The organism is Streptomyces sp. IBSBF 2435 (assembly GCF_036815005.1).
In the GTDB taxonomy this organism is placed as follows: Bacteria; Actinomycetota; Actinomycetes; order Streptomycetales; family Streptomycetaceae; genus Actinacidiphila.
Genome location: NZ_JAJSYW010000067.1, coordinates 1 through 26,153, shown reverse-complemented (window position 1 = coordinate 26,153; position 26,153 = coordinate 1). Strand labels below are relative to the sequence as shown.

The window sequence follows — 26,153 nt, the reverse complement described above, 5'->3', positions numbered from 1 at the left end:
TCCTAGCGGGTGATCAGACGGCGACGTCGGTACGTGCCGCGTCCTCGGACGAGACCCGGATCACGGTGGCCGCGATGACCGCCGCCCCGATGAGGACGAAGCCGGCGATCAGGAATCCGATGCTGTAGCCGTGCGCCAGTGAGTCGTTGACGGCGTGCTGGACCTGCGGTGGGACCGGCCGGCTGCTCTTGCTGCCGGCGCCCTCGCTGCCGGGCAGCAGCTTCTCCATCCGGTGCCGGGTCGCGGTCGCGGCGACCGTGCCGAGCACCGCGAGGCCGAGCGCGCCGCCCACCTGCTGGCTGGCGTTGAGCAGTGCCGACGAGATACCGGTCTCCTCGCCCCTGATCCCGGCCACCGCCGCGAGTGTCAGCGGCACGAAGCACAGCCCGATACCGCTGCCCGCGATCAGCAGCGGGCCGAACAGGGACCCGAAGTACGCGCTGTCGGCGTCGATGCGGGACAGCCAGAACATGCCGCCCGCGGACACCAGCGTGCCCACGCTCAGCAGCAGCCGCGGACCGACCCGGGCCACCACGGCGCTGCTCAGCGTGGCGAAGACCGCCGCGCCCACCGCGAAGGTGAGGAAGGCGAATCCGGTCTTGAGCGGGCTGAACCGCAGCACGATCTGGATGTACAGGGTCAGGAAGTAGAACAGCACGATCAGCGCGGAGCCGACCGCGAGCATGATGGCGTAGGCGCTGGACCGGTTGCCGTTGCGGAAGATCCGCAGCGGCAGCAGCGGGGAGGCGGAGCGGGCCTCGATCAGCAGGAAGGCGATCAGCAGCGCGCCGCCGACGGCCAGCGGCACGACGGTGCCGGTGCTGCCCCACGAGTGGCTGGCCGCGTTGATCAGCCCGTACACGACCAGCGACATGCCGGCCGTCACCGACAGGGCGCCCGGCAGGTCCAGCCGGCCGCCGGCCGGACGGGACTCGCGGAAGGCCCGGGTGGCGGACGCCAGCACGAAGGCGCCGATCGGGACGTTGATGAACAGCACCCAGCGCCAGCTGAGTTCGTCGGTGAAGACGCCGCCGAGCACATTGCCCAGCGCGCCGCCGATGCCGGATACCGCGCCGTAGACGCCCATCGCCTTGTTGCGCTCGGCGCCCTCGGCGAAGGTGCTGGTGAGCAGGGCGAGGGCGGCCGGGGCGATGAGCGCGCCCGACACGCCCTGGGCGGCGCGGGCGCTCAGCAGCCACGCCTGGTCCTGGGCCAGACCGCCCAGCAGCGAGGAGACGGTGAGCAGCGCGGCGCCGGCCATGAAGGTCCTGCGCTGGCCGTACTTGTCGGCGATCCGGCCGCCGAGCAGCAGCAGGCCGCCGAAGGTCAGGGCGTACGCGTTGACGACCCATTCCAGGTTCGACGCGGAGAAGCCGAGCGCCCCCTGGATGGACGGCAGGGCCACGTTCACGACCGAGACGTCCAGCACGACCATCATCTGGGCCAGTGCGATGAGGGTGAGAGCCAGCCCCTTGCGGGAGGAGGAGGCCTGAGCAGTGTCGCCCGGGAGGGGCATGACCCCCGGCCGGACGGTTCGATCGGTCACGAGGGAACTCCTGACAGTGAGCCGCGGGAAGGGAGATGTCTGGAACAAACTGTCCCGTATCTGTGGAACAGTATGCTCTGCAAAGGGTGGGCGGGCAAGTTTCGCCCGTCGCGGCAGGCCGGCCGCCTCCAGGTGTCTGAGATCCAGCCACCATCGAGAACCACCAGAGTGGGCGCAGATCACAGCTGTGTACTGGTATTACTTCCGCTCTCAGGTCGGCCGACCACTCACTCCGCGCCCGTCAGAGGTGTCGCTCCCGTAAATTAATTTAACGACAATTTGCAATTGTCGGGGAGATGCGATCCTAATGTACTGTCGGGTATTTTGCGGGGAATGCTTGATTTCGGCTCCGGCGGCGCATAAAATCCCCACTGGTTGCGTCCAAAAAAATGATAGACCTGGCTCGCGTTTGGGGCTTCCGACTGCACCATCCCTTCTCCCGGTACGCTGCGTCACTTGGAAAGGTGGTACCAGGCCTTCATGGAATTCGCCATACTCGGCCCGCTCCGGGTGTACGAACAGGATCGCTTCTACGCTCCGACGGCTCCGAAGCAGCGCCAGCTGCTGGCGCTGCTCCTGCTGAACGCCAATCAGGTTGTGTCCACGAGCACCTGCATCGAGGAACTCTGGGAAGACAACCCGCCGAATACTGCGATGTCGACGCTGCAGTCGTACATTCTGCAATTACGGCACAAGCTGCGGCAAGTGCCGCGAATCGGCAGCCTGCAGGCGGCACGGCGCATCCTGGAGACCCGCGGCGGGGGATACCTGCTCTCCGTGCGGTGCGACGCGCTCGACGTCAACGTGTTCGCGGACCTGGTCCGCGACGGGCGGGCCGCCCTGAGCAAGGACGACGCCCGCGCCTCCCGTCTGCTGGGCCAGGCGCTGACCATGTGGAACGGCGCGGCCCTGGCCGACGTGACCGCGGGACCCATCCTGCGCACCCACCTCGTCGGCCTGGAGGAGAGCCGGATCAGCGTGCAGGAGCAGCGGATCGAGGCCGATCTGCGGCTGGGCCGCCACCATGACCTGCTCGGCGAACTCAGTTCGCTGACCAACCAGTACCCGACCCACGAGAACCTGCACGCGCAGTTCATGCTCGCCCTGTACCGCTCGGGCCGGCGCATCCAGGCCCTCGGTGTCGTGCAGCGGCTCCGCAAGGTGCTGCACGACGAACTCGGCCTGGAACCGTCGCCGCGAATCCGCCACCTGCACCAGGCGATTCTTGCCTGCGATCCGTCGATCGAGGCGCCCGAGCAGCCCGACAAACTGCTTTCGCTGGATCTCGTGTCGCATTCCGGCCACCCGAGACGGTCGATCGGGCACTCGTATCCGGTGTCGGACATGGCGGATTTCATGCCGCGCGCAGTGGACGAGTAGTACGGGGTCCGTCATAACGGGGTGCACACACCAGACAGCGGGGGCAGCGTAGCCCGCCGCTGTTCGGCAGGATCATGAAAAAGCGCCCCCCAGGGGGCGGACGGGGATACGTGCCGGCAATTCTTCAAAAACCCAGGGGTCATCCCTTTGGTGAAGTGAAAGCCGTGCCGGAGAGCTTGATCGTATCGGTCGTGGTGCCGGTACGTGTTCCTCACCGGGAAATCATCTCAATGGTTCCGTGGCGCGCCAGCGGGAATCGGCCATACTTTCTGGCCCCCAGGCCGACTGCTGTCGCCACCCCCGACCGCCCCCGCCGTAGGACGCCCGGAAGGCCCCCGTGCGGCTGTCCGGCCCTGCGAGGGCGGATTGGCGAGGGCCTTTCGCCGGTGCGACCGGGCGGAAGTCGTGCCTCCGGAACAACGGACGCCACGCGTCCGGATAAAGCAGGGACGTGACGGTCTTCTCAGGGACGCCAGGGGGCACCGGTGCCTTGATGAGGCCGGGCCGCATTCGGCGGACAAGATCCCGTCCGCGACGCCGGACCCCGCTTCGCCGTTCCATGCGTTGCGCCGGTGTCCGGTGTTCTCCCGGGGGCGCGTGATACAGCCGCGCATCATCGCGGAGAAGTCGCGGACACCCGTGCTCCCCCATTCGCACAGGGAGTCCCCGAAACTCGGCCGGGGATCGGGAAACCCCCGCTCCGCGGTGATCTCGAAGATCCGATCGCCTTGCGTTCCCATCCGTTTGTCCCGGGACGGGTCGGCAGCGGAACGGGGTGTCCCGGTGCGGGTCAGCCGGCCGGTGCGAACCGCCGGGCGATGTCCGCGGCGGCTTCGTCGAACGCGACCCTGGTCTGCTCACCGCTGACCATGTCCCGCACGGTGACCGCGCCGTCGGCGTGCTCCGCGGCTCCGTGGATGAGGCAGAAGCGGGCTCCCTGCCCACTGGCCCACTTCATCTGGCTGGCGAACTTCCGGCTCGACCCGAGGTAGACGCCGGTGCGGATCCCGGCCTGGCGGACGCGGTCGGCCAGCCGGAAGCTCTCGGCGGCCAGATCCTCGTCCATGACGGTCACGGCCACGTCGATCTGCGCGTAGTCCGCCTCCGCGCCCTGGTCGAGCAGCGGCAGGATGCGCTCGATGCCGAGCGAGCCGCCGCAGGCCGGCGAGTCCTTTCCGCCGAGCCGCCCGATCAGGCCGTCGTAGCGGCCCCCCGACGCGATCGACCCGGGCACGCCGGGCGCCACGACCTCGAAGATGATGCCGGTGTAGTAGTCCAGGCCGCGGACCAGATTCGGGGTGAAGGCGATGCGTGCGGCGGGGATCGTGTCCTTGGTGAGTGCCAGCAGGCGGTCGACCTCGGCCAGGCCCGTCTGCCCGGTCTCGCTCGCCTTGAGCCCTTCCCTGATCCTCTCGGCGGCGTCCGGCGCGGTGAGGTCGTCCACCAGGCCCTGGGCCACATCGGCCGCCAGGCCCCGGCCGGCGACCAGTTCGGCGACGACCGCCTCGGGTGAGAGCTTGTCCAGCTTGTCGAGCGTGATGAGGACGCCGGAACCCAGCTCCGCCGGGACGTCGTAGGCCTCCAGCAGCCCGAACAGCACCTGCCGGGAGTTCAGCAGGAAACGGAACTCCGGCACCCCGAGCGAGTCCAGCGCGTCGTGCAGGGCGAGCACGATCTCGGCGTCGCACAGCGGCGAGGAGGAGCCCACGATGTCCAGGTCGCACTGGACGAACTCGCGGAAGCGGCCCTTGCCGGGGCGGTCGGCCCGCCACACCGGGGCGATGGTGTAGCGCTTGTACGGCGTGGGGAGCTGGCTGCCGTACGCGGCCACCGCGCGGGCCAGCGGCACGGTGAGGTCGTAGCGCAGCGCGAGGTCGGCCTCGCCGCTGGCTTCGTGCTCCCCGCGCCGCAGGATCTTGAAGATCAGCTTGTCGCCTTCGTCGCCGTACTTGCCGGCGAGCACGTCCAGGCGCTCGAACGCGGGGGTCTGGAGCGGCTGGAGGCCGTAGCGGGCGAACACGCCGCGGATCGTGGCGAAGGCGTGCTCACGCTTCTCGTACTCTGCTGCGAGGAAATCCCGGGTCCCGGACGCGGGCTCAAACTGTTTCGATGAGGCCATGCGGGCTATCGTCCCGGAATCCGGTGCCGCGCCGCAAAACGGCCCGGCGGCGGCCCGCCCCGGCCGGGCGGGGAGGCCCGGCCGGAACGGGCGCGCCGCCTCAGCCGCCTGCCGGAGACCGCGGCACACGCCGTGACCGGCGGCGATGCGGCGCGGTGCGTACGTGCGGCACCGCGTTGACCGTATGTCGGGCCGCGTGCCGGAAATCTCTGACGTCCCAGGGGTGTGCGTGCTTGTATGTGGCTCATGTTGTCTACAGACCGCTTACTGGCATTCGCGGCCGTGTCGTTCCTGCTGATCGTGATCCCCGGCCCGAGCGTGCTGTTCGTGGTCGGGCGAGCCCTGGCGCAGGGGCGCCGGGCCGCGCTGACCACCGTCGCAGGCAATACCCTGGGGGCCTATCTGCTCGTCATCGCCGTCGCACTCGGCGTCGGCACGGTCGTGGAACGTTCCGAACTCGTCTTCACGGTGCTCAAGCTGCTGGGCGCCGCGTATCTGGTCTACCTCGGTGTCAAGGCGATGCGCCAGCGCGGCGCGCTCCAGGCCTCGTTCAGCGGTGAAGGACCCGCCTACGGCGGCGCCCGCACGCTGTGGGAGGGGTTCGCCGTCGGTGTGGCCAACCCCAAGACCATCGTGTTCTTCGCCGCGGTGCTGCCGCAGTTCGTCGACCGCCACCACGGGCACATCGCCGTGCAGATGCTGGTGCTCGGTCTGGTCTTCAATGTCATCGCCGTGGTCTCCGACAGTGTGTGGGGACTGGCGGCGGCGACCGCGCGAAGCTGGTTCGCGCGGTCGCCCAGGCGCCTCGCCCTCGTCGGCGCGATAGGCGGCCTTTCCATGATCGGACTCGGCATCATCATCGCGATTACGGGCCACAGAGACTGATTCTCCGCCTGTCGCGCGGCCCTCCCCGCGCGGCGGGCGTCCGGCCCGACCCGCCGTCCCGACGGCTCTGAGCAGCCGAATCGCTCCTTCCGGCGGCCCGGACGCCGCTCCGGAATCTTGAATTCCGTCCCGCCGTTGTGGCTGATAACCCACGCCGTGGCCGGTTCTGAACTCTTTGCGTGGCGGGTGCTCTGTGAATGGCAAAGCGCCGAGTTCGGAATTCAAGATCATCCCAAAGCGATTGTGTTGGGCACCCTTGACACGTCCGCGTTGCTGCGACAGGGTGTCGCCTGGATCAAGTCGGACCTGCGGCATTCGAATGCCGCAACCAGCGTCACAATGGTTCCGGCTAGACGAGTAGCCGACTTCAGGTGGCGGGGGATGTCATTAGATAACCGTTCTTCCCACTCGCTCAACGGAATTCACGTACCCGAGCAGGCGGCTGAAAACCAGCCAGGGCCTCCCCGTATCCGTGCCAGGGTGAGTGTTCCGCTCCAGGTCGCCGACGGCGAGTTCGCAGTGACCGAGATCATCACTTTCAACGGACTCGCCGACGGCCGCGAGCACCTTCTCGTGGTGTTCGGCGACGCCTTGTCGCAGGCCGTCCCGATCGTCCGGCTGCACTCGGAGTGCCTGACCGGCGACGTGCTCGGATCGGCCCGTTGCGACTGCGGTCCGCAGTTGCGCGAGGCCCTGCTCCTGATGCACGAGAGAGGCGGCATCCTGCTCTACCTCCGCCAGGAGGGGCGCGACATCGGGCTGTACAACAAGCTGGACGCCTACGCGCTGCAGGACACCGGCATGGACACCTTCGAGGCGAACCGGGCGCTGAACTTCCTGGACGACCAGCGCACCTATTCCTCTGCGGCGCAGATGCTTGTCGCGCTGGGCCTCAAAGAGATCGAGATTCTCTCGAACAATCCGGAAAAAATCCGGCAATTACGCGAGAGCGGCGTCGTCGTCCACAGTCAGCGGCTCACAGGTGTGCATGTCACCGATTCGAATCGCAAGTACCTCAAGGCCAAAGTCATGCACGCCGGCCATTCCATCGAAATTGACTGACGAGGAGCCTGGATCGTGATCGAGCACAAGAGTCCGATCAGCGGAATCGCCGCCTATGAGGACAAGTACATAGCGAGCGCCGGCTATGACAACCAGGTGATCCTGTGGGATCAGAGCACCGACCGCCCGGTGAACCGCGTGCTGCACGACCACTTGGCGAACCAGTGCGCCTTCAGCCCCGACGGCACCTTACTGGTGACGTCGTCGAGCGACTACACCGCGCGCCTGTGGTCCGTGCCCGACCTGCGCCTGCGCGCGGTCCTGAACGACCAGGCCGACGACGTGGAGATGTCGGCGTTCCACCCGACCAGGGAACTGGTCGCCACCGCCTCGCGCGACCACCGCCTGCGGGTCTACGACTTCAGCGGGAATCTCGTCCACTCCTGCGCGGGCCACACCGCCGACGTCATCTCGGTGGACTGGTCGGCGGACGGGTCGCAGCTCGTCACGTCGAGCGACGACGGCACCGTGAAGCGCTGGTCCTCCGACACGGGCGAGCTGCTGGAGGACATCGACCTCGGCGGCGTCGAGACCGACACGATCGTCATCGACGGCGACGGCACGATCTACGCCGGCAACGACGAGGGCCAGATCATCGTGATCCGCGGCGAGGAGCGCACCGCCGTCCAGGGACACGACGCCGGCATCAAGCGCCTGGTCCTCGGCAGCGGGCGCAATCTGCTGGTCAGCCTCAGCTACGACCGCAAGCTGCTGCTGTGGGAGACCTCCGGCGGCGACCTGCGCAGGGTCGGCCAGTCCGAGATCCCCGACGACGTGTGGCCCCGGTCCTGCGCCTTCGCGGCCGGCACCGTCCTGGTCTTCGGCACCTTCGGCGCCTCCTACCGCTCCTTCGACTACTCCAGCGGCGAGTGGAGCACCAGCGAGGTGGCCCCCACCCCGGGCGTCAACGCGGTCGTCGCGCACGGCGGCAGCGTCTACACCGTGGGCGACGCCGGCATCGTGGCCAGGGACGGCGTGGAGCAGGCCCGGATGGGCAGCCTGTGCAACTTCCTCACCCCGGTGAGCGCGACCCTGACGGTGACCGGCGGCCAGCTCGGCAAGGTGCTCGACGCCGGTACCGGCCAGGTCCTGCACCAGCACCGCTCCCCGCTCAACTGCGGCGCCCGCTTCGAGATCGACGGCGTGGCCCACGTGCTGATCGGCGCCTACACCGGCGAGGGCCTGGTCTTCCGGCTCGACGCGGACGGCGAGCTGCACCACGTGGTCGACATACCGCTGCACCCGAACGCGGTGAAGGGCGTCGCCGCCTCCGGCGACCTGCTCTTCTCCGTCTGCGCCGACACCGGTGTGGCCTGGCACGACGCGCGGACGCTGAAACTGGTGCACCGGATCGAGGCCGCGCACGACCGGATCGCCAACGGCTGCGTCGGCCTGGACGGCGGACGCTTCGCCAGCGTGGGCCGCGACCTCCAGCTGCGCCTGTGGGAGCCCGACTTCACCTCGCGCGTGGTGCCCACCACCCACCCCAACTCGATCAAGTGCGTCGCCGCCGACACCTCGGGACGGCTGATCGCGACCGGCTCCTACCACGGCCACGTCAAGATCTACGACAGCCGGAGCCAGGAGTGGGTCGTCGAGGACCGGCCGACCACGTCCGGCATCTCCTCGCTCGCCTACGACGCGGACCGCGGGCTGTTCCTGGCCGGCTCCTACGACAGCAACGTCTACGAGATACCGGGGGAACCCGCGTGACCGCTCCGTCCGGGCGGCCCCTACCGATCGTCAAGGATCCCAACCGGCTGAACGACCGGCAGGCGATGGGGCTGCCCGACTCGCTCGTGGAACGAGTGCCGCACGACGTGTTCGCCGGCCACGCCGACCTGTTCGCGCTGCCGCCGGCCGACCTCGCCGCGGTGTGCGCCGACGAGAACCAGAAGTTCGCCCGCCGCTATGCCGCGGGCTCGCTGCTGGCGCTCACCGGCGACCCCCGTATCCGGCCGGGCGACCCGGAGACGGTCCCGGTCCCGGCGGCGCGGTGCGAGATCGGGCTGCCGCCGGAGCGGGTGGCCGAGGTGGTGCGCCAGTGGGCCGACGTCGGTGTGCTGGAGTCCTGGATCCGCAAGGAGACCCCCCGCCACCGGGTCGCCATCGGGGCCTTCCGGATCATGCGCTACCCGGTGACCAACCTGGAATACCGGGTGTTCCTCGAGGACACCGGCCTGGACGCGCTGCCCACCTCCTGGGAGCTGGGCTGCTACCCCGTCCACCGCGCCAACCACCCGGTCTGGACGGTGCGCCCTGAGCACGCCGACGCCTACGCCGGCTGGCTGGCCGCGCGCACCGGCCGCCCCTTCCGGCTCCCCACCGAAGCGGAGTGGGAGTACGCGGCCGGCGCGGGCGGGGCGGACCGCGAATTCCCGTGGGGGCCGGACTTCCGCAGCGACCACGCGAACACGGTCGAGGAAGGGCCGCTGTCCACCACCCCGGTCGGCATCTACCCGGCGGGCCGGTCGCCCTTCGGCGCCGACGACATGGCCGGCAATGTCGAGGAATTCGTCGCCGACGACTACGCGGCCTACCCCGGCGGCGCCGACGTGGCCGACGACCTCACCGCCTCCGGCAGCTACCGGGTGGCGCGCGGCGGCAGCTTCACCCGCTTCGGGGACCTGGCCCGCTGCGCCAGACGCCACGGCTGGTTCGACCGGAAGATCTACGCCATCGGCTTCCGGCTGGTCGAAGAGGTGGCGCCGTGACGGTCGCGAGCGGGGAGCCGATGGCCGTCAACCTGGACATGATCGGCGACCGGCAGGCCATGCGGCTGCCGCCGTGGTTCCAGGGGCGCTCGTCGCCCGAGGACCTCGGCGGGCACGCGGCCGAGCTGCTGGGTGAGTCCCCCGACGGCCTCGCCCGGATCGCGGAGGACCCCGGGTCGCCGTTCGGGCGGCGGTACATGGCCGCGTCCCTGTGCGGCCTCGCGGGGGATCCCCGGGTACGGCCCGAGGACCCGGCCATGGTGGACATCCCGGCGGCGCGGGTGCGTATCGGGCTCGCGGAGGAGCGCATCGGCCACGTCCTGCGGCAGTGGTCGGACTCCGGGCTCCAGGAGGCGTACCTCAGGAAGGAGTGCCCGGCCCACGACGTGGAGATCGGCGCCTTCCGGATCATGCGCTATCCGGTGACGAACCTCGAATACCGCCGCTTCCTGGAGGACACCCGCGCCCGGTGGCTGCCCACCTCCTGGCACTTCGGCTGCTACCCGGACCAGCTCGCCAACCATCCGGTGTGGACGGTCCCGCCGCTGGCCGCCGACGCCTACGCGGACTGGCTGGCGGCCAGGACCGGCCGCGCCTTCCGGCTGCCGGCCGAGGCCGAGTGGGAGTACGCGGCGACCGGCGGCGAGGCCCGCGAATACCCGTGGGGCGACACCTTCCGCGAGGACGCCGCGAACACCTCGGAGGCCGGGCCGCTGTCCACCACCCCGGTCGGCATCTACCCGGCGGGCCGGTCGCCCTTCGGCGTGCTCGACCTGGCCGGGAACGTCGAGGAGTACACGGCGGACGACTACCGGCCCTACCCGGGCGGCGAGTTGATCGCCGACGACCTCGTCGCCTACCCGGCGGGCATGCAGTCCGCCGACGAGCGGCTGCGGTCGTTCAGCAGCTACCGGATCGTCCGGGGCGGCAGCTTCACCCGCCGGGGGGATCTGGCGCGCTGCCGGCGCCGGCACGGACTGTACGACCGGTCCCACTACGCGGTGGGTTTCCGGCTCGCGGAATCGCCATAGGGCGGGGAATCATGCGCAGGGCGCCCAATATCGCCGTCATCTACTACAGCAGGAGGGGAACCGTCCACGCGCTCGCGCAGGCGGCAGCCGCCGGTGCGGGTACGGGCGGCGCACACGTGCGCCTGCTCCGCGTGCCGGGGGACCCGCAGGGCGGGGAGCGGGCCGATCTGCACGGGATCCCGGTGGCCACCCCCGAGGACCTGCGCTGGGCGGACGGGGTGGTGCTGGGCACCCCCACCTACTACGGCAACATCTCGTCCCCGCTCAAGCGGTTCATCGAGTCGGCCTCCGCGCTGTGGCGCGAGGGCGCGCTCGCCGACCGGGTGGTCACCGCGATCACCACCTCCAACAGCCTGCACGGCGGGCGCGAGACCACCCTGCTGGCGCTCTACCAGAGCATGTACCACTGGGGCGCGCTGATCCTGTCGGCCGGGACCACCGACGAGGCGTTCACCGCCGCGGGCGCCAACCCCTACGGGGTCTGCGCGCCCTCGGACCAGGAAGGGGCGGTCGGCGCCGCGCCCTTGTGGGCCGCGCAGACGCTCGGGGTGCGGGTCAGCCGGGCCGCCGCGCGGATGGCGGCGGGCCGCGACGACCCGCCGGCCGGCAGCCCGGGGCGGATCGCGGTCATCTGCGATCCCCGCGAGGGCGCCACCCGCGCGCTGGCCGCCGCGCTCGCCGAGGGCGCCATGGCGGCGGGCGCCGAGGTCAGGCTGCTCCCGGTCGGCGCGTCGAGGCACTGGGGAAGCCGCGGCGCGACCCCGGCGGACGTGGAGTGGGCGGACGCGGTCGCCATGGGAGCGCACGCACGGATCGGGACCGTCTCGCCGCTGCTGCTGCAGTTCATCGAGGAGTGCGAGCCGCTGCGCGCGTCGGGAAGGCTCGACGGCAAGGCGGCCACCGGATTCGTCACGACCTCCCACCCGCACAGCGGCAGTGAATCCGCGCTGCTCGCCTTCTACAACGCCATGCACCACTGGGGAGCGGTCATCGTGCCCCCCGGCTACACGGACCCGTCGATCACCACGGCGGGCGGGAACCCGTACGGGATCTCGCACACCGCTGCCGACGGGCCGCTGCCGAGCCGCGAAACCCTGGCGGCGGCCGTCTTCCAGGGCGGCAGGCTGGCCCGCGTCACCACCCAGCTGCGCGGCCCGACCCGCCCGGCCGCCGCGGCCCCGGCGAGACCAGCCGACGCACAGGCCGCCCGCTGACACTCACCCCCCGCCCATTGGCACCCCGTTCGCGTGAGAGGAGCGGCGATGACATCTGCGAGTGACGCCGTGACGGCACGACAGACCAGCACCACCGAGATCCGGCACCTCGGCCTGCTGCTGCGGGAGCACGGCGAGCGCAGGCCCGGGGCGCCGGCGATCCTCGCGCCCGGCCTGCCCGCGCTGACCTACGGCGCTTTGCGCCGGCAGGCCGACCGGGCGGCGCAGGCGCTGGCGTCGGCGGGCGTCGGCCGCGACGACCGCGTCGCCGTCGCGCTGCCCGGCGGTCCCGACGCGGCGGTCGCCCTCGTCACCGTGGCCTGCGCGGCCGTGGTCGCCCCGCTCGACCCCGCGGGGAAGGCCCGCGAATTCGACGCCCTGTTCGCGGACATGGACATCACGGCGCTCGTCGTCCGGCGCGGCGCCGACACCCTGGCGGCGGCCGTCGCCAGGGCGCAGGGCCGCCTCGTCATCGAACTGGTGCCGGTGCCGGGCGGCGCGGCCGGCGAGTTCGACCTCGTCCCCGACACCTCGGCCCTCCCGGCCGGCCACGACCCGGCAACCCCGGCACCCCCGGTCGATTCCCCCGCCGGGAGCGGGGCCGACACCGCCTTCCTCATGCACACCTCGGGCACGACGGGCCGGCCCAAACTCGTCCCCCAGACCCACGACATCGTCTGCGCCTCCGCCCGCAACATCGCGGCCAGCCTCGCCCTCGGCGAGGAGGACCGGTGCCTGAACGTCCTGCCGCTCTTCCACGGGCACGGCCTGATGAGCCCGCTGCTGGCGACCCTGTGGGCCGGCGCGAGCGTCGTGTGCCCGCCGGGCTTCGACGCCGCAGCCTTCCCCGGCTGGCTCCGGTCGTTCGAGCCGACCTGGTACACCGCGGTACCCGCCATCCACCAGGCCGTCGCGGGCACCCTCGCGAACCGCCAGATGGCGCCGGCCCGCCCGCTGCGCTTCGTCCGCTCGGCCTCGGCGCCGCTGCCCGCTCGGCTGCGGGAGTCGCTGGAGCGCGCCACCGGCGCCCCGGTCATCGACTCCTACGGCATGACGGAGGCCTGCTCGATCATCACCAGCAACCCGCTGCCGCCCGCCGAGCGCAAGCCGGGCTCCGTCGGCGTCTCGATCGGCAACGAGCTGGCCGTGCGCGGCGAGGACGGGAAATTCCTGGCAGCGGGCGAGACCGGGGAGATCGTGCTGCGCGGCGCCACGGTCATCAGCCGCTACGACAACAATCCGGCAGCCGACGCCGCCGCCTTCGCCGACGGCTGGTTCGGTACGGGCGACAGCGGCTACCTGGACGAGGACGGCTACCTCTTCATCACCGGCCGCATCAAGGAGATCATCAACCGGGGCGGTACGAAGGTCTCGCCGGTCGAGGTCGACGAGGAACTGCTCGCGCACCCCGCGATCGTGGAGGCCGCGGCCTTCGCCCTCCCGCACGCGACTCTGGGCGAGGAGGTCGCCGCCGCCGTCGTCGTCGCGCCCGGGGCGCAGGCCACCGACGACGACATCCGCGACTTCCTCGCCGCCCGGCTCGCCGAGACCAAGATCCCCCGGCGGCTCTTCCGCGTAGCGGAGATCCCGCGCACCAGCACCGGCAAGATCCAGCGCACCGAGCTGGCCGCCCACCTGGTCCGGCCGCAGGGAGCGCCCCCGGCCGCGCCGGGTACGGCCCTGGAGAGCACGGTGGCGGGCATCTGGTGCGACCTGCTGGGCCTCGAACAGGTCACCGCGCACGACCACTTCTTCGACCTGGGCGGCAACTCGCTGCTCATCCGGCAGGTCCAGGTGCGGCTGCTGGAGGTCACCGGCCGGGACGTGCCCGTCGTGGAGCTGTTCGCCCACCCCACCGTCCAGGCACTCGGCGCGTACCTCGCCAGCGCCGGCGACCTGGGCGACCCCGGGCAGGAACTCGGCACGGCGCAAGGAAACCGACGGCTGGCGCAACAGCTTCAGCAGCGCCGACAGCAGATGGACTTCGACATATGACAACGGGCCTTGAGATAGCCATCGTCGGGATCGCCTGCCGCTATCCCGGCGCCGAGAACCCGGACGAGTTCTGGGCGAACCTGCGCGACGGCGTCGAGTCCATCACCCGATTCGGTGAGGACGAGCTGCGGGCGGCCGGCGTCCCGGAAGAGCTGCTGCGCGACCCGGACTACGTGCGGGCGCGCGGGATCCTCGGCGATCCCGCCCTCTTCGACGCGGGGTTCTTCACCATCACCCCCAGGGAAGCCGAGCTGATGGACCCCCAGCAGCGGCTCTTCCTCGAATGCGCCTGGGAGGCGCTGGAGAGCAGCGGCTACGCGGGGGACCGGCGCCCCGCCGCCACCGGCGTCTTCGCGGGGGCGTACGAGAACACCTACCGGCGGCACGTCCTCGCCGACCCCGGGACGGCCGAATCCGCCGGGTGGCTGCTGACCCACCTCAGCGGCGAGCGGGACTACCTGGCCACCAGGACGTCCTACAAACTCGACCTGCGCGGCCCGTCCCTGACCGTGCAGACCGCCTGCTCGACCTCTCTGGTGGCCGTCCACCTCGCCTCGCAGGCCCTGCTCAGCGGCGGCTGCGACCTCGCGCTGGCCGGCGGCAGCACGGTCAGGGCCCGGCAGACCGAGGGCTACCTCTACGAGCCGGAGGGCATCCTGTCCCCGGACGGCTTCACCCGCTCCTTCGACGCGGCGGCCCGCGGCACCGTCAGCTCCAGCGGCGTCGGCATCGTCGTCCTCAAGCGGCTCGACGAGGCGCTGCGGGACCGGGACACCGTCTACGCGGTGATCAAGGGCACCGCCGTCAACAACGACGGCGCCGCCAAGGTCGGCTTCAGCGCCCCCAGCGTCAGCGGCCAGGCCCGGGCGATCCGCGCGGCCCACCTGATGGCCGGCATCGACCCGGCCGCGGTCGGCTACGTCGAGACCCACGGCAGCGGCACCGCGCTGGGCGACCCGATCGAGGTCGAGGGGCTCGCCCGGGCCTTCCGCGCGGCGGGCGGCCGTACGGGCTCGCACGCCATCGGGTCGGTCAAGTCCAACATCGGCCACACCCACGCCGCCTCAGGAGTCGCCGGGCTGATCAAGACGGCGCTGGCCCTGCGCAACCGGCAGATCCCGCCGAGCCTGCACTACGAACAGCCCAACCCCGACATCGACTTCGCCCGCCTGCCCTTCCACGTGAACACCGAACTCACCGAGTGGAAGACCGACGGCGCCCTCCGGCTCGCCGGGGTCAGCTCCTTCGGCACCGGCGGCACCAACGCGCACGCCGTACTGGAGGAAGCGCCTGCCCGCCCCGCGACCGTCTCGCGGCGGCCCTGGCAGCTCCTGCCGCTGTCGGCGCACACCGACACCGCCCTGGAGACCGCCACCGACCGCCTCGCGGCGCACCTGCGCGGCAACGGGGGGCAGCAACTGGCCGACGTCGCCTACACCTTGCAGGCCGGCCGCAAGGTCTTCGCCCACCGCCAGGCCCTGGTCTGCGCCGACCCGGACGACGCCGCCGAGGCGCTGGAGACCCGGGCGCCGCGGCGGCTGCTGCGGCAGACCGCGGGACCGGCAGGCGCCCGGCAGGTCGCGTTCATGTTCTCGGGCCTGGGCGACCAGTACCCGCACATGGCCAAGGACCTCTACGCGTCGGAACCGGTCTTCCGCGCCGAGATCGACCGCTGCGCGGCGCTCTTCCGGCCGCACCTCGGCGTGGACCTGCGTACCCTGCTCTACCCCGAGTCCGCCGCGCCGGCCGGCGGCGGGATGGACCTGCGCGCGATGCTCGCCCGCGGCGCGGGCCCGTCCGCCGCGGCCGCGGAGCTGGACCGGACCGTGCACGCCCAGCCGGTCACCTTCATGGTGGAGTGGGCGCTGGCACGGCTGTGGATGGACTGGGGCATCCGCCCGCAGGCCATGATCGGCTACAGCATCGGCGAGTGGGTGGCGGCCTGCGTCGCCGGGGTCCTGACCCTTGAGGACGCCGTCTTCCTGGTCGCCAGGCGGGCGCTGCTGATCGACGAGCTGGACGGCGGCGCGATGCTCGCCGTGTCGCTGCCCGAGGAGCCGGCGGCGCTGCTGGACGAGCGGCTCTCGGTCGCGGCGGTCAACGGCCCCGCGCTGACGGTGCTCGCCGGGGCCGCCGACGCGGTCGCCGAGGTGGAGGAGCGCCTCGCCGTGGACGGTGTCGCCTGCCGCCGCTTGCAGACCACGCACGCCTTCCACTCCCGGATGATGGAGCCGGGCCGGGCGCCGTTCGTGGAACTGACCAGGACTGTGACGCTGCGCGCGCCCGAGATCCCGTACCTGTCCAACGTCACCGGCACCTGGATCACCGACAGCGAGGCGACCGACCCCGCCTACTGGGCCCGCCACATGTGCGAGACGGTCCGCTTCTCCGGCGCCGTCACCGAGCTGTGGCGCACCCCCGGGCGCATCATCCTGGAGGTCGGGCCGGGACAGGCGTACAGCAGCCTGGCGCTGCAGCTGCTGCCCGAGGGCGCGGGCGGCGACCGGATGGCGCTGTCCTCGCTGCCCGCCGACCGCACCGCCCGGTCCGCCGCGCGCTTCCTGCTCACCTCGCTCGGCCGGCTCTGGCTGGCCGGTGTCGAGCCGGACTGGGACCGGGTCCACGCAGCTGAGTCGCCGGGGCGCGTACCGCTGCCCTCCTACCCCTTCGAACGCCGGCGCTACTGGATCGACGACGCCCCCGGCGCCGGCCGCGCCCAGCACCGGCCGCAGGCCGCCTCGATGGCCAAGCGCGCGGACGTCGCGGACTGGTTCTCCGTGCCCTCCTGGACCTCCACCGCGCCGCTGGCCCCCGTCGGCGACGGGGAACTGGCCGGTGAGCCCCGGCGCTGGCTGCTGTTCACCGACGGGCAGGGCACGGGACAGCGCGTCGCGGACCGGCTGGGCGCCGCGGGACACGACGTCACCACCGTGGTCGCCGCGGAGCGCTTCGAGCAGCTCGGCGACCACCGCTTCGCCGTCACGCCGGACCGCCGCGAGGACTACCACGAGCTGCTGCGCGTCCTGGGGGAGCGGGACGCCCTGCCGCAGACGGTCGTCCACCTGTGGACGCTGACCGGCGAGAGCCCGGGGCGCCCCACCGTGGCGCACTTCGACGCCCTCCAGCGCCGCGGCTTCCACAGCCTGCTGCTGCTCACCCAGGCCTGGGGCGCGCACGGCGCCGACGCCCCGCTGCACCTGGCCGTCGTCTCCGACGGGCTGCGGCAGGTCACCGACGGGGAGCAGGTCACCCCCGCGAAGGCGACCGTCATCGGCCCCGTCACGGTGGCACCGCAGGAACACCCCGGCCTCACCGCGCAGAGCATCGACCTGGGCACGGGCCCGGCCGCACAGGGCGCCGCCGCCGCCGACCGGCTGCTGACCGAACTGGTACGCAGGCCCGCCGATCCGGTCGTCGCTCACCGCGGACGCGGCCGCTGGACACCGGGCTGGGAGCCGGTGCGCGTCGAGCAGCCCGAGCGGCCCCCGGTGCGCATCAGGGACCGCGGCGTCTACCTGATCACCGGCGGGCTCGGCGGCATGGGCCTGGCGCTGGCCGAGCACCTGGCGCGTACCGCGCGGGCCCGGCTGGTGCTGGTCGGACGCTCGCCGTTGCCGCCCAGGCAGGGCTGGGCGGGCCTGCTCGCCGCCCAGGTGGAGGGGGACGAGACCGCGGCCAGGATCCGCAAGGTGCTCGCGCTGGAGCAACTGGGCGCCGAGGTGCTGGTCCTGGCGGCCGACGTCGCGGACGAGGACCGCATGCGGGCCGCCGTCGCCGAGGCCACCGGGCGCTTCGGCGCCGTCCACGGCGTGATCCACGCGGCCGGTGTCCCCGGCGCGGGCGTGATGCAGCTCAAACGCCCGGAGGCGGCGACCGCGGTCCTCACGCCGAAGACCCACGGGGCACTGGTCCTGGACGCGCTCATGGACTCGGTCCTCGACGCGGCGGCGCTGGACTTCGTGCTGCTGTGCTCCTCCACCATCGCCTTCAGCGGCGGCCTCGGCCAGGTCGACTACTGCGCCGCGAACGCCTTCCTCGACGCCTACGCCCACCACCGGTCCGCGGCCGGCGGGCCGTACACGGTCTCGGTGAACTGGGACGCCTGGCAGGAGGTCGGCATGGCGGCCAAGGTGGTCGGCCGGCCCGCGGAGCGGGCGCCGGGACCGCGCGCCCTCGGCCATCCGCTGCTCCACACCTGCCTGGCCGACACGCCGGCCCACGCGGTCTACGCGGCCGAGTTCAGCAGCCCCCGGGACTGGCTGGTGGACGAGCACCGCATGCTCGGCATCCCGGTGATCCCCGGCACCGCGTATCTGGAGATGGTGCGGGCCGCCGCGGCCGACCAGGGGCTCGGCGACGTACTCCGCTTCGAGGACGTCCTGTTCCTGGCGCCGGTCGTGCTGGCCGACGGGCAGGCCAGGGAGGTCCATGTGGTCATGGAGAAGCTGGCGGGCGAGTGCCGGTTCTCCGTCGTCAGCGCGGCCGACCGCTCCGCCGCGGACGGCGCCGGCCGCTGGAGCGAGCATGTGACGGGCCGCGTGCTGTCCTTGGCGCCGCCGGAGCCCGACGCACCGTACAAGGTCTCGGAACTGGTGGAGCGGCACGGCCTGCGTGACGCGGGCGAGGTGCGGCACGACGGGCCGATGACCTTCGGGCCGCGCTCGCGGTGCGTGGAGCGGGTCTGGGCGGGCGAGGGCGTGGCCCTGGCCCGGCTGGCGGTGCCGGAGCGCTACGGCGAGGAGGTCGCCGCCCTCGGGCTGCACCCCTTCCTGCTCGACATCGCCACCGGGTTCGCCAGCCTCTACCTGGAGCGCGACTACCTCATGCCGCTGCGCTACCGGGCCATCGACGTCCTCGGCCCGCTGCCCGCACGGGTGCACAGCCTGCTCAGCTACCCGGGCGACCGGGAGGGCGGCACCGGGGAGACGGTCTCCTTCGACGTGACCGTCTTCGACGAGGACGGCCGGGTACTGCTGCGGGCCGAGGAGTTCGTCATGAAGCGGGCGCGCGCCCTGGACACCAAGCTGGTGGCGCTGCGCGACGACCGCTCCGACGAGGTCGGCGACTACGCCTACCCCCGGGTCCCGGGGGCCGCGGAGCGCGGTGACAACGCCTTCCTCGCCCACCTGGAGACGGGCATCCTGCCCTCGGAGGGCGTGACGGCCTTCGAACGGGTACTGTCCCGCGACCTGTCGCCCCAGGTGGTCGTCGCGACCAAGGACCTGGCGGCGATCGTCCGCAACGTCGGCGCGATCGAGTCGGGCCCCGAGGCGGCGGCCGAGGCGGGCGTACCGGCTCCGGCGCACCCCAGGCCCGCGCTCGCGACCCCGTACACCGCACCGCGCACCGCGCTGGAGCGGACGCTCGCCGAGCTGTGGCAGGACCAGATCGGTGTGGCGGAGGTCGGCGTCCACGACAACTTCTACGAGATCGGGGGCCATTCACTGCTCGGCATCAAACTGCTGGCCCGGCTGCGGGACACCCTGCACGTCCAGGTCGCCCTGCAGTCCCTGTTCGACAACCTCACCGTCGCCGAACTCGCCGCGGTCGTCGCGGCGCAGCTTCCGCACGGGCAGGACGCGCAATGACGCCGGCGCAGGGCCGCCGCGCGGTAGTTCGGCAGCACAGGTGTCCGGCCGGCGCGGTCCGCGCGGACGGACGTGGACACGACGGGAGGCGAACGTGAGCAGGGTCGGTGTGGTGGGCGCGGGTGTCATGGGCGGCGGGGTGGCCCAGAATCTGGCGACCGCCGGGCATGACGTGATTCTGATCGATGTGAGCAAGGAGGTGCTGGACCGGTCGGCCGAGCGGATACGCAACGACCTGCGCTTCAGCCGGCTGGTCGGCACGACCGCCGGCGTGGTCGACGCGGCCAGGGCGCTGGAGGCGATCACCTTCACCACCGACTACGAGGAACTGGGCGACGCGGACTTCGTGGTCGAGAACGTCACCGAGCGCTGGGACATCAAGCAGCGGGTGTACCCGGTGCTCGACGCCGTGTGCCCGGAGCGCGCGGTCTTCGCCGCCAACACCTCCGCCATCCCGATCACCCGGATCGCCTCACTGACCCGGCGGGCGCCGCGGATCGTGGGCATCCACTTCATGAACCCGGTGCCGCAGAAGAACGTCGTCGAGCTGATCCCCGGCCACCACACCACGCCGGAGACGGTCGCCACCGCGCAGGAACTGCTGGCCGGCATGGGCAAGACGGCGATCGTGGTGAAGGACTCGCCGGGCTTCGTCTCCAACCGGGTCCTGATGCTCACCATCAACGAGGCGGCTTTCCTCGTGCACGAGAACGTGGCCGGCCCCGAGGACGTGGACAAGGTGTTCACCTCCTGCTTCGGACACACGATGGGTCCGCTGGCGACCGCGGACCTGATCGGCCTCGACACCATCCTGTACAGCATCGAAGTGCTCCACGAGAGCTTCGGCGACAGCAAGTACCGACCCTGCCCCCTGCTCAAGAAGATGGTCGACGCCGGGCTCCACGGCCGTAAGACCCAGCAGGGGTTCTTCTCCTACAACTGGGAGGTCCGATGACGACACAGGTGCGTCCGGAGATCAGGAAGTTCCTGGCCGGCAGCTTTCCTAACCTGGAGATAGCCGACGACGACGATCTCTTCGAAGGGGGTATCGCGAACTCGCTGTTCACCATCCAGCTCATCATGTTCATCGAGAAGCACTTCGCGGTGCAGATCCCCAACGAGGACCTCGAACAGGACAACTTCCGTACCGTCACCGCCATGACCAAACTGGTCGACCGACTGGTGGAGACCCGCTCGGATGTCTGACCGCCCGCACGGCAGGAAGGAATTCCGGGCGGTCGTCGACGCCGAGATCGCCCCGCACGCCGGCCGCTTCGACCGCGAGCAGGCCGTCCCGGACAGCGTCCTGCGCCGCCTCGGCGAGCTGGGCTGGTGGGGGGCCATCCTGCCGGCCGGCGTCGGCGGCGCGGGGCTGGACATGGTGACCCTGGGCGAACTGCACGAGGAGGTCGGCCGGGGCTGCTCGTCGGTGCGCAGCCTGCTCACCGTCCACTCGATGGTGGCCTACGCCGTCTCCCAGTGGGGCAGCCGGGAGCAGCGCGAGCGCTGGCTGCCGCTGCTGGCCCGGGGCGAGGCGGTCGGCGCCTTCTGCCTGACCGAGCCGGAGGCCGGCAGTGACGCGGCCAACATCTCGGCCACCGCCACCCGGCAGGACGGCGGCTTCGTGCTCCGTGGCAGCAAGCGCTGGATCACCGGCGGCCAGATCGCCGACCTGCTGCTGGTGTTCGCCCGCACCGGGCGCGGCGTCTCGGCCTTCCTGGTGGAGCGCGCCCACCCGGGCGTCGTCACCCGGCCGGTCAACGGCATGCTGGGCACCAGGGGCAGCATGCTGGCCGAGATCGACTTCCAGGACTGCCTGCTCGGCCCCGACGCCCTGCTCGGCCCGGACGGCTTCGCCCTGGCCACCGTGGTCAGCGGGGTGCTCGATATCGGCAGGTACAGCGTCGCCTGCGGCTGCGTCGGCATCATCCAGGCCTGCATGGAGGCCGGCGCGGCCTTCACCGCCGAGCGCGGCGGCCGTACGAAGCCGCTGAGCGACCACCAGCTGGTCCGCCGACTGCTGACGCAGATGGTCACCGACGTCAGCGCGGCCCGGCTGCTGTGCCGGCAGGCCGGCGAGCTGAAGGACCGGCAGGACCCGCAGACCATCATGGCCACCTGGATCGCCAAATACTTCGCCTCGACCGCGGCCACCCGGGCCGCGAGCGACGCCGTACAGCTGCACGGCGCCGCCGGATGCTCCCCCGGCCATCCCGCGCAGCGCTACTACCGGGACGCCAAGATCATGGAGATCATCGAAGGCAGCACCCAGATCCAGCAGATCCAGATCGCCGAGGAGGCGTACAGGTGGACAGCCAGGTGAACCCGGTGAGCCCGCCCGCCGTGCCCGGCGGGACGCGGGAGACACCCCGGGACAAGCCGCGCAGGGGCCGGATCAAATGCGTGGTGTGGGACCTGGACCACACGGTCTGGGACGGCGTCCTGCTGGAGGACGGCAAGGTCGCCGCGCACCCGGCGGTCGTGGAGCTGATCACGGCCCTGGACGCGCGCGGCATCCTCCAGTCGGTGGCCAGCAAGAACGACGCCGGGGCGGCGATGGAGCAGCTGGAGTGCTTCGGCCTGGCCGACTACTTCCTCCACCCGCGGATCAGCTGGAACCCCAAGTCCGACTCCGTGGCCGAGATCGCCGCCGCGCTCAACATCGGCCTCGACGCCGTCGCCTTCGTCGACGACCAGCCGTTCGAGCTGGAGGAGGTGGCCTTCCGGCACCCGCAGGTGCTGTGCGTCGGGGCCGACGAGATCGGTACGGCCGTGGCGCAATGGGAGGAGTTCCAGCCGCGGTTCATCACCGACGAGTCGCGCAGGCGGCGCGCGATGTACCGCAGCGGCATCGAGCGCGACCAGGCGGAGGAGGAGGCGAAGTCGACCGGCGAGGACTTCCTCGCCACGCTGGAGATGGTCTTCACCGTCAGCGACGCGGCCGAGGAGGACCTGCGGCGGGCCGAGGAGCTCACGGTCAGGACCAACCAGCTGAACTCCACCGGCAGGACGTACTCGTACGAGGAGCTGAAGGTCCTGCGGGAGTCACCCGACCACCTCCTGCTCGTCGCCGACCTGGAGGACCGTTTCGGGCAGTACGGGAAGATCGGCCTCGCGCTGGTCGAGACCTCCGGCCCGGTCTGGAAGCTGCGGTTGCTGCTGATGTCCTGCCGGGTGATGTCGCGAGGCGTCGGCGCGGTCCTGCTCAACCACATCATGACGCTCGCCCGCGACAACGGGGCGCGGCTCCAGGCTGAGTTCGTCGAGACCGGGCGCAACCGGATGATGTTCGTGACCTACCGCTTCGCCGGCTTCCGGCAGGTCGGCGCAGACGGGGACGCCCTGCTCCTGGAGGCGGACCTGGCACGGGTGCAGCCGGCGCCGGGCTACCTGGTGGTGGCGCCCCGGCCGACCTGAACCGACCGGCGTTCCGGGACCTGACCGGGACCGGGACCGGCTCCGGCCCGGACTGGACCGGGACCGGCTCGGGCCGCCTCGGCCCGGACCCGGGCGGTCGGCCTCGGGCGGCCCAACCCCCGGGCGGCCCGGCGGTGACTGACTTCTCGTCCTCTACATCTCCTCACGGGTGGAACGGAATACGACATGGCAACTTTCGTCCTTGTCCACGGTGCCTGGAGCGGCGCGCACGACTTCCGCACGGTGCGCCGGCTGCTGCGGGCGGCCGGCCACGAGGTGTTCACGCCGAGCCTGACCGGCATCGGCGAGCGGGTGCACCTGGCGAGCCAGCAGGTCGGCCTGACGACACACATCGCCGACGTGGTCAACTGCGTCCGCTACGAGGACCTCGACGACATCGTGCTCCTCGGCTTCTCCTACGGCGGCGCCGTCGTCACCGGGGCGCTCGAACACCTCGCGGAACGCGTGCGGCACCTGGTCTACCTCGACGCGTTCGTCCTGGAGGACGGCGAGGCGGCCGGCGTCCCCGGCGCGGGGCACAGCCCGCGTCTCCCCGCGCTCGGCGACCCCTGGCTGGTGCCCGCGCCGATCCGCGCGTTCGAGGACCCCGAGGTCGGCGCGTGGATCACCGCCCGCCGCACACCGCAGCCGATCGGCACCTTCACCGAGCCGGTGCGGCTGACGCGCCCGCTGGAGGACTATCCGTTCACCCGGACGTTCATCAAGGCCACCGGCGAGCCGCGCCCCGAGCCGGCCGGTCCCTTCTGGGCCGCCGCGGACAAGGTGTCGAAGTCCGCGGCCTGGCGCTACCGGGAGATCGCCACCAGCCACCAGATCCCCAGCAACCGGCCCGGCGAACTCGCCGACCTGCTGCTGGAACTGGTCTGAGACGGCGCACGCCCCACCGGGCTGCGGCGAAGAGAACAGGACGGGTGCCGGGGTGGCGCACAGCGCACCCCGGCCCACGAACGAGGAGGCAGGGATGTTTGCCGCGCCGTGGATTTGTGTGACGTGCGGGAGCCACGTCTACCACGAGGGGGACGCGCCCCCCGAGGAGTGCGAGATCTGCGAGGACGACCGCCAGTGGGTCCCGGCGGGCGGCCAGTTGTGGACCACGCTCGAAAAGATGGCGGCCGACGGCTTCCGCACGGTGGTCCGCGAGGTGGAGCCCGGCCTGCTGGGCGTCGGCGCCGAGCCGATGATCGGCATCGGCCAGCGGGGACTCGTGCTGCGCACCGGTGAGGGCAATGTGCTCTGGGACCCGTCCCCGTATCTGGACGAGGCCGCCGTCGAGGCGGTCAGGGAGGCCGGCGGCCTGGCCGCCGTCAGCGCGAGCCACCCGCACTTCTACGGCGCGGTCGTGGAGTGGAGCCGCCTGTTCGACGCGGAGATCCTGCTGCCCGAGGTGGACATCCACTGGCTCTCGCGCCCCGCTTCGATGGAACACCTCGTCCGCACCTGGTCGGGCACGGTCCCGCTGTTCGACGGTGTGACCCTGGTCCAGTGCGGCGGCCACTTCCCCGGCAGCTCCGTCCTGCACTGGGCCGCGGGCGCCGGCGGGCAGGGGGTGCTGCTGACCGGCGACACCATCAACATCTCGCCGGGCGAGGACCGGGTCGCCTTCCTCTACAGCGCGCCGAACCGCCTCCCGCTGCCCGAGCGGGGTGTGCACGGCGTCATCGAGGCGGTGCAGCCGTACTCCTTCGACCGGATGTACGCCCACTGGTGGACCCCGGCGATCCGCGGTGACGCCCAGCGGGTCCTCAAGGAGTCGACCGACCACTACCTGAAGTTCATGCGGGGCGACGCGCCGGAGTGGCTGGCCGAGGGCCACAGCCACGGGCACAGCCACAGGCACGGCCACGCCGACTGACGCAGCCGTGGCGCCGCGCCGGCCCCGGGCAGGGGCCGGGCGGCCTCAGTCGGCGGCCGGCCCCGCGAGGGCGCCGAGCCGCCGCACGGCCTCGGTGAGCACCTCGGTCTTCTTGCAGAAGGTGAACCGGACCAGCCCGCGGGCCTCCGCCTGGGGCGCCTCGTAGAAGACCTGGTTGGGGATCGCGGCCACCGCGCACCGGCCGGGAAGCGCCCGGCAGAATTCCAGGCCGTCCTCCTCGCCGAGGCCGCGGATGCCGGTGGTGATGAAGTACGTGCCGTCCGGCGGGTAGACCTCGAAGCCGGCCGAGCGCAGGCCGCCGGCCAGCAGGTCGCGCTTGGCCAGCAGATCCTGCCGCAGCCCGTTGAAGTAGCTGTCGGGCAGCTTCAGCGCCTCGGCCACCGCGTACTGGAACGGCCCGCTGGAGACATAGGTCAGGAACTGCTTGGCCGTACGCGCCGCGGCGACCAGCGGGGCGGGTCCGGTGGCCCAGCCGACCTTCCAGCCGGTGAAGGAGAAGGTCTTTCCGGCCGAGCTGATGGTGAGCGTGCGCTCGCGCATCCCGGGCAGCGTCGAGACCGGGATGTGCTCCACCCCGAACACGAGGTGCTCGTAGACCTCGTCGGAGATCACCAGCAGGTCGCGCTCCACCGCGAGTCCGGCGATGGCGGCCAGCTCCTCGCGGGTGAGGACCATCCCGGTCGGATTGTGCGGGGAGTTGAGCAGCAGGATCCGGGTGCGCGGGGTGACCGCGGCCCGCAGCGCCGCCATGCCGGGGCGGAAGCCCGGCGGATGCAGGGTCACCGGGACGTGCGTGCCGCCGGCCATCGCGACGCACGCGGCGTAGGAGTCGTAGGTGGGCTCGAAGGCGATCACCTCGTCACCGGGCTCGATCAGCGCCAGCAGCGACGCGGCGATGGCCTCGGTGGCGCCCGCGGTCACGAGCACCTCGGTGCCCGGGTCCACGTCGATCCCGTAGAACCGCTTCTGGTGGTCGCTGACCGCCTCGCGCAGCTCCGGTATGCCCGGGCCCGGCGGGTACTGGTTCCCGCGCCCGGAGAGGATGGCGTCGGCGGCGGCACCGGCGATCTCGGCCGGGCCGTCGGTGTCGGGGAATCCCTGGCCCAGGTTGATGGAGCCGGTCTCGGCGGCGAGGGCTGACATCTCCGCGAAGATCGACGTCCCGACCTCGGACAGGCGGCTGTTGACACGGGATATGGGCATGCACGCATCGTCCCATTCCGCCGCGGCGGGGGCGGGGGAGTGTCACGAAGTTGGCCGACGCACGCCACCCGGTCCGCCGCGCCGGCCCCCGCCCCGCCCCCCCCC

Annotated in this window: 18 protein-coding genes; 15 read left to right on the top strand and 3 right to left on the bottom strand. The window is 71.7% G+C overall.

Annotated elements, in window-relative coordinates; genetic code table 11:
- Positions 1–13 precede the first annotated feature (13 nt).
- Complete coding sequence (locus tag V7E46_RS15485) at positions 14–1,546, bottom strand: MFS transporter (RefSeq protein ID WP_333768951.1); 1,533 nt, start codon at positions 1,544–1,546, stop codon at positions 14–16.
- 480 nt (positions 1,547–2,026) lie between these two features.
- On the opposite strand from V7E46_RS15485, the gene V7E46_RS15480 reads away from it, so the two are divergent.
- The gene (locus V7E46_RS15480; RefSeq protein WP_333768950.1) at positions 2,027–2,926 is read left to right on the top strand and encodes an AfsR/SARP family transcriptional regulator; all 900 of its coding nucleotides are present in this window, start codon (positions 2,027–2,029) and stop codon (positions 2,924–2,926) included.
- Between the two features lie 790 nt (positions 2,927–3,716).
- On the opposite strand, the gene hisS is transcribed toward V7E46_RS15480, so the two are convergent.
- Positions 3,717–5,045: a histidine--tRNA ligase gene (hisS, locus tag V7E46_RS15475; protein WP_333768949.1), complete on the bottom strand. Its 1,329-nt coding sequence runs from the start codon at positions 5,043–5,045 to the stop codon at positions 3,717–3,719.
- A gap of 246 nt (positions 5,046–5,291) precedes the next feature.
- Between hisS and V7E46_RS15470 the strand changes: the two genes are divergently transcribed.
- The 14 genes from V7E46_RS15470 to V7E46_RS15405 all read left to right on the top strand — a co-directional run bounded on the left by V7E46_RS15470 (position 5,292) and on the right by V7E46_RS15405 (position 24,824).
- Positions 5,292–5,930, top strand: a complete 639-nt coding sequence (locus V7E46_RS15470; protein ID WP_329172279.1) for a LysE family translocator — start codon at positions 5,292–5,294, stop codon at positions 5,928–5,930.
- A 480-nt stretch (positions 5,931–6,410) separates the two neighbouring features.
- On the top strand, positions 6,411–6,992 hold the full coding sequence (locus tag V7E46_RS15465; RefSeq protein ID WP_333768991.1) for a GTP cyclohydrolase II: 582 nt from the start codon (positions 6,411–6,413) through the stop codon (positions 6,990–6,992).
- A gap of 15 nt (positions 6,993–7,007) precedes the next feature.
- On the top strand, positions 7,008–8,705 hold the full coding sequence (locus tag V7E46_RS15460) for a WD40 repeat domain-containing protein (RefSeq protein WP_333768948.1): 1,698 nt from the start codon (positions 7,008–7,010) through the stop codon (positions 8,703–8,705).
- Positions 8,702–9,706, top strand: a complete 1,005-nt coding sequence (locus tag V7E46_RS15455; RefSeq protein WP_333768947.1) for a formylglycine-generating enzyme family protein — start codon at positions 8,702–8,704, stop codon at positions 9,704–9,706. The genes V7E46_RS15460 and V7E46_RS15455 overlap by 4 nt, the downstream gene beginning before the upstream one ends.
- Positions 9,703–10,737, top strand: a complete 1,035-nt coding sequence (locus V7E46_RS15450) for a formylglycine-generating enzyme family protein (RefSeq protein ID WP_333768946.1) — start codon at positions 9,703–9,705, stop codon at positions 10,735–10,737. Before V7E46_RS15455 ends, V7E46_RS15450 begins: the two co-directional genes overlap by 4 nt.
- An 11-nt stretch (positions 10,738–10,748) precedes the next feature.
- Complete coding sequence (locus V7E46_RS15445; RefSeq protein WP_333768945.1) at positions 10,749–11,951, top strand: flavodoxin family protein; 1,203 nt, start codon at positions 10,749–10,751, stop codon at positions 11,949–11,951.
- 48 nt (positions 11,952–11,999) lie between these two features.
- Positions 12,000–13,946, top strand: a complete 1,947-nt coding sequence (locus V7E46_RS15440; RefSeq protein WP_333768944.1) for a non-ribosomal peptide synthetase — start codon at positions 12,000–12,002, stop codon at positions 13,944–13,946.
- Positions 13,943–19,534, top strand: coding sequence for a type I polyketide synthase (locus V7E46_RS15435; protein WP_333768943.1), 5,592 nt, complete (start codon positions 13,943–13,945; stop codon positions 19,532–19,534). Before V7E46_RS15440 ends, V7E46_RS15435 begins: the two co-directional genes overlap by 4 nt.
- A 94-nt stretch (positions 19,535–19,628) precedes the next feature.
- Positions 19,629–20,489: a 3-hydroxyacyl-CoA dehydrogenase family protein gene (locus tag V7E46_RS15430; protein ID WP_329172272.1), complete on the top strand. Its 861-nt coding sequence runs from the start codon at positions 19,629–19,631 to the stop codon at positions 20,487–20,489.
- Positions 20,486–20,740, top strand: a complete 255-nt coding sequence (locus tag V7E46_RS15425) for a phosphopantetheine-binding protein (RefSeq protein WP_329172271.1) — start codon at positions 20,486–20,488, stop codon at positions 20,738–20,740. Before V7E46_RS15430 ends, V7E46_RS15425 begins: the two co-directional genes overlap by 4 nt.
- The gene (locus tag V7E46_RS15420) at positions 20,733–21,857 is read left to right on the top strand and encodes an acyl-CoA dehydrogenase family protein (RefSeq protein WP_333768942.1); all 1,125 of its coding nucleotides are present in this window, start codon (positions 20,733–20,735) and stop codon (positions 21,855–21,857) included. Before V7E46_RS15425 ends, V7E46_RS15420 begins: the two co-directional genes overlap by 8 nt.
- The gene (locus tag V7E46_RS15415) at positions 21,842–22,951 is read left to right on the top strand and encodes an HAD-IIIC family phosphatase (RefSeq protein WP_333768941.1); all 1,110 of its coding nucleotides are present in this window, start codon (positions 21,842–21,844) and stop codon (positions 22,949–22,951) included. Before V7E46_RS15420 ends, V7E46_RS15415 begins: the two co-directional genes overlap by 16 nt.
- 186 nt (positions 22,952–23,137) lie before the next feature.
- Entirely contained in the window at positions 23,138–23,839 is a 702-nt protein-coding gene (locus tag V7E46_RS15410; RefSeq protein ID WP_333768940.1) for an alpha/beta fold hydrolase, read from the top strand.
- A gap of 94 nt (positions 23,840–23,933) precedes the next feature.
- Positions 23,934–24,824 (top strand): MBL fold metallo-hydrolase, encoded by an 891-nt coding sequence (locus V7E46_RS15405; RefSeq protein WP_333768939.1) that lies wholly within the window; start codon positions 23,934–23,936, stop codon positions 24,822–24,824.
- 45 nt (positions 24,825–24,869) lie between these two features.
- Here the strand turns inward: V7E46_RS15405 and V7E46_RS15400 are convergent, their stop codons facing one another.
- The gene (locus V7E46_RS15400) at positions 24,870–26,048 is read right to left on the bottom strand and encodes a pyridoxal phosphate-dependent aminotransferase (protein ID WP_333768938.1); all 1,179 of its coding nucleotides are present in this window, start codon (positions 26,046–26,048) and stop codon (positions 24,870–24,872) included.
- Positions 26,049–26,153: the final 105 nt, after the last annotated feature.

Excerpts from the sequence above, each read along its gene's own strand:
- V7E46_RS15400 (WP_333768938.1), bottom strand. The coding sequence starts at position 26,048 with ATGCCCATATCCCGTGTCAACAGCCGCCTGTCCGAGGTCGGGACGTCG.
- V7E46_RS15435 (WP_333768943.1), top strand. The coding sequence starts at position 13,943 with ATGACAACGGGCCTTGAGATAGCCATCGTCGGGATCGCCTGCCGCTAT.
- V7E46_RS15410 (WP_333768940.1), top strand. The coding sequence starts at position 23,138 with ATGGCAACTTTCGTCCTTGTCCACGGTGCCTGGAGCGGCGCGCACGAC.
- V7E46_RS15405 (WP_333768939.1), top strand. The coding sequence starts at position 23,934 with ATGTTTGCCGCGCCGTGGATTTGTGTGACGTGCGGGAGCCACGTCTAC.
- V7E46_RS15445 (WP_333768945.1), top strand. The coding sequence starts at position 10,749 with ATGCGCAGGGCGCCCAATATCGCCGTCATCTACTACAGCAGGAGGGGA.
- hisS (WP_333768949.1), bottom strand. The coding sequence starts at position 5,045 with ATGGCCTCATCGAAACAGTTTGAGCCCGCGTCCGGGACCCGGGATTTC.
- V7E46_RS15420 (WP_333768942.1), top strand. The coding sequence starts at position 20,733 with ATGTCTGACCGCCCGCACGGCAGGAAGGAATTCCGGGCGGTCGTCGAC.
- V7E46_RS15480 (WP_333768950.1), top strand. The coding sequence starts at position 2,027 with ATGGAATTCGCCATACTCGGCCCGCTCCGGGTGTACGAACAGGATCGC.
- V7E46_RS15425 (WP_329172271.1), top strand. The coding sequence starts at position 20,486 with ATGACGACACAGGTGCGTCCGGAGATCAGGAAGTTCCTGGCCGGCAGC.
- V7E46_RS15470 (WP_329172279.1), top strand. The coding sequence starts at position 5,292 with ATGTTGTCTACAGACCGCTTACTGGCATTCGCGGCCGTGTCGTTCCTG.
- V7E46_RS15440 (WP_333768944.1), top strand. The coding sequence starts at position 12,000 with ATGACATCTGCGAGTGACGCCGTGACGGCACGACAGACCAGCACCACC.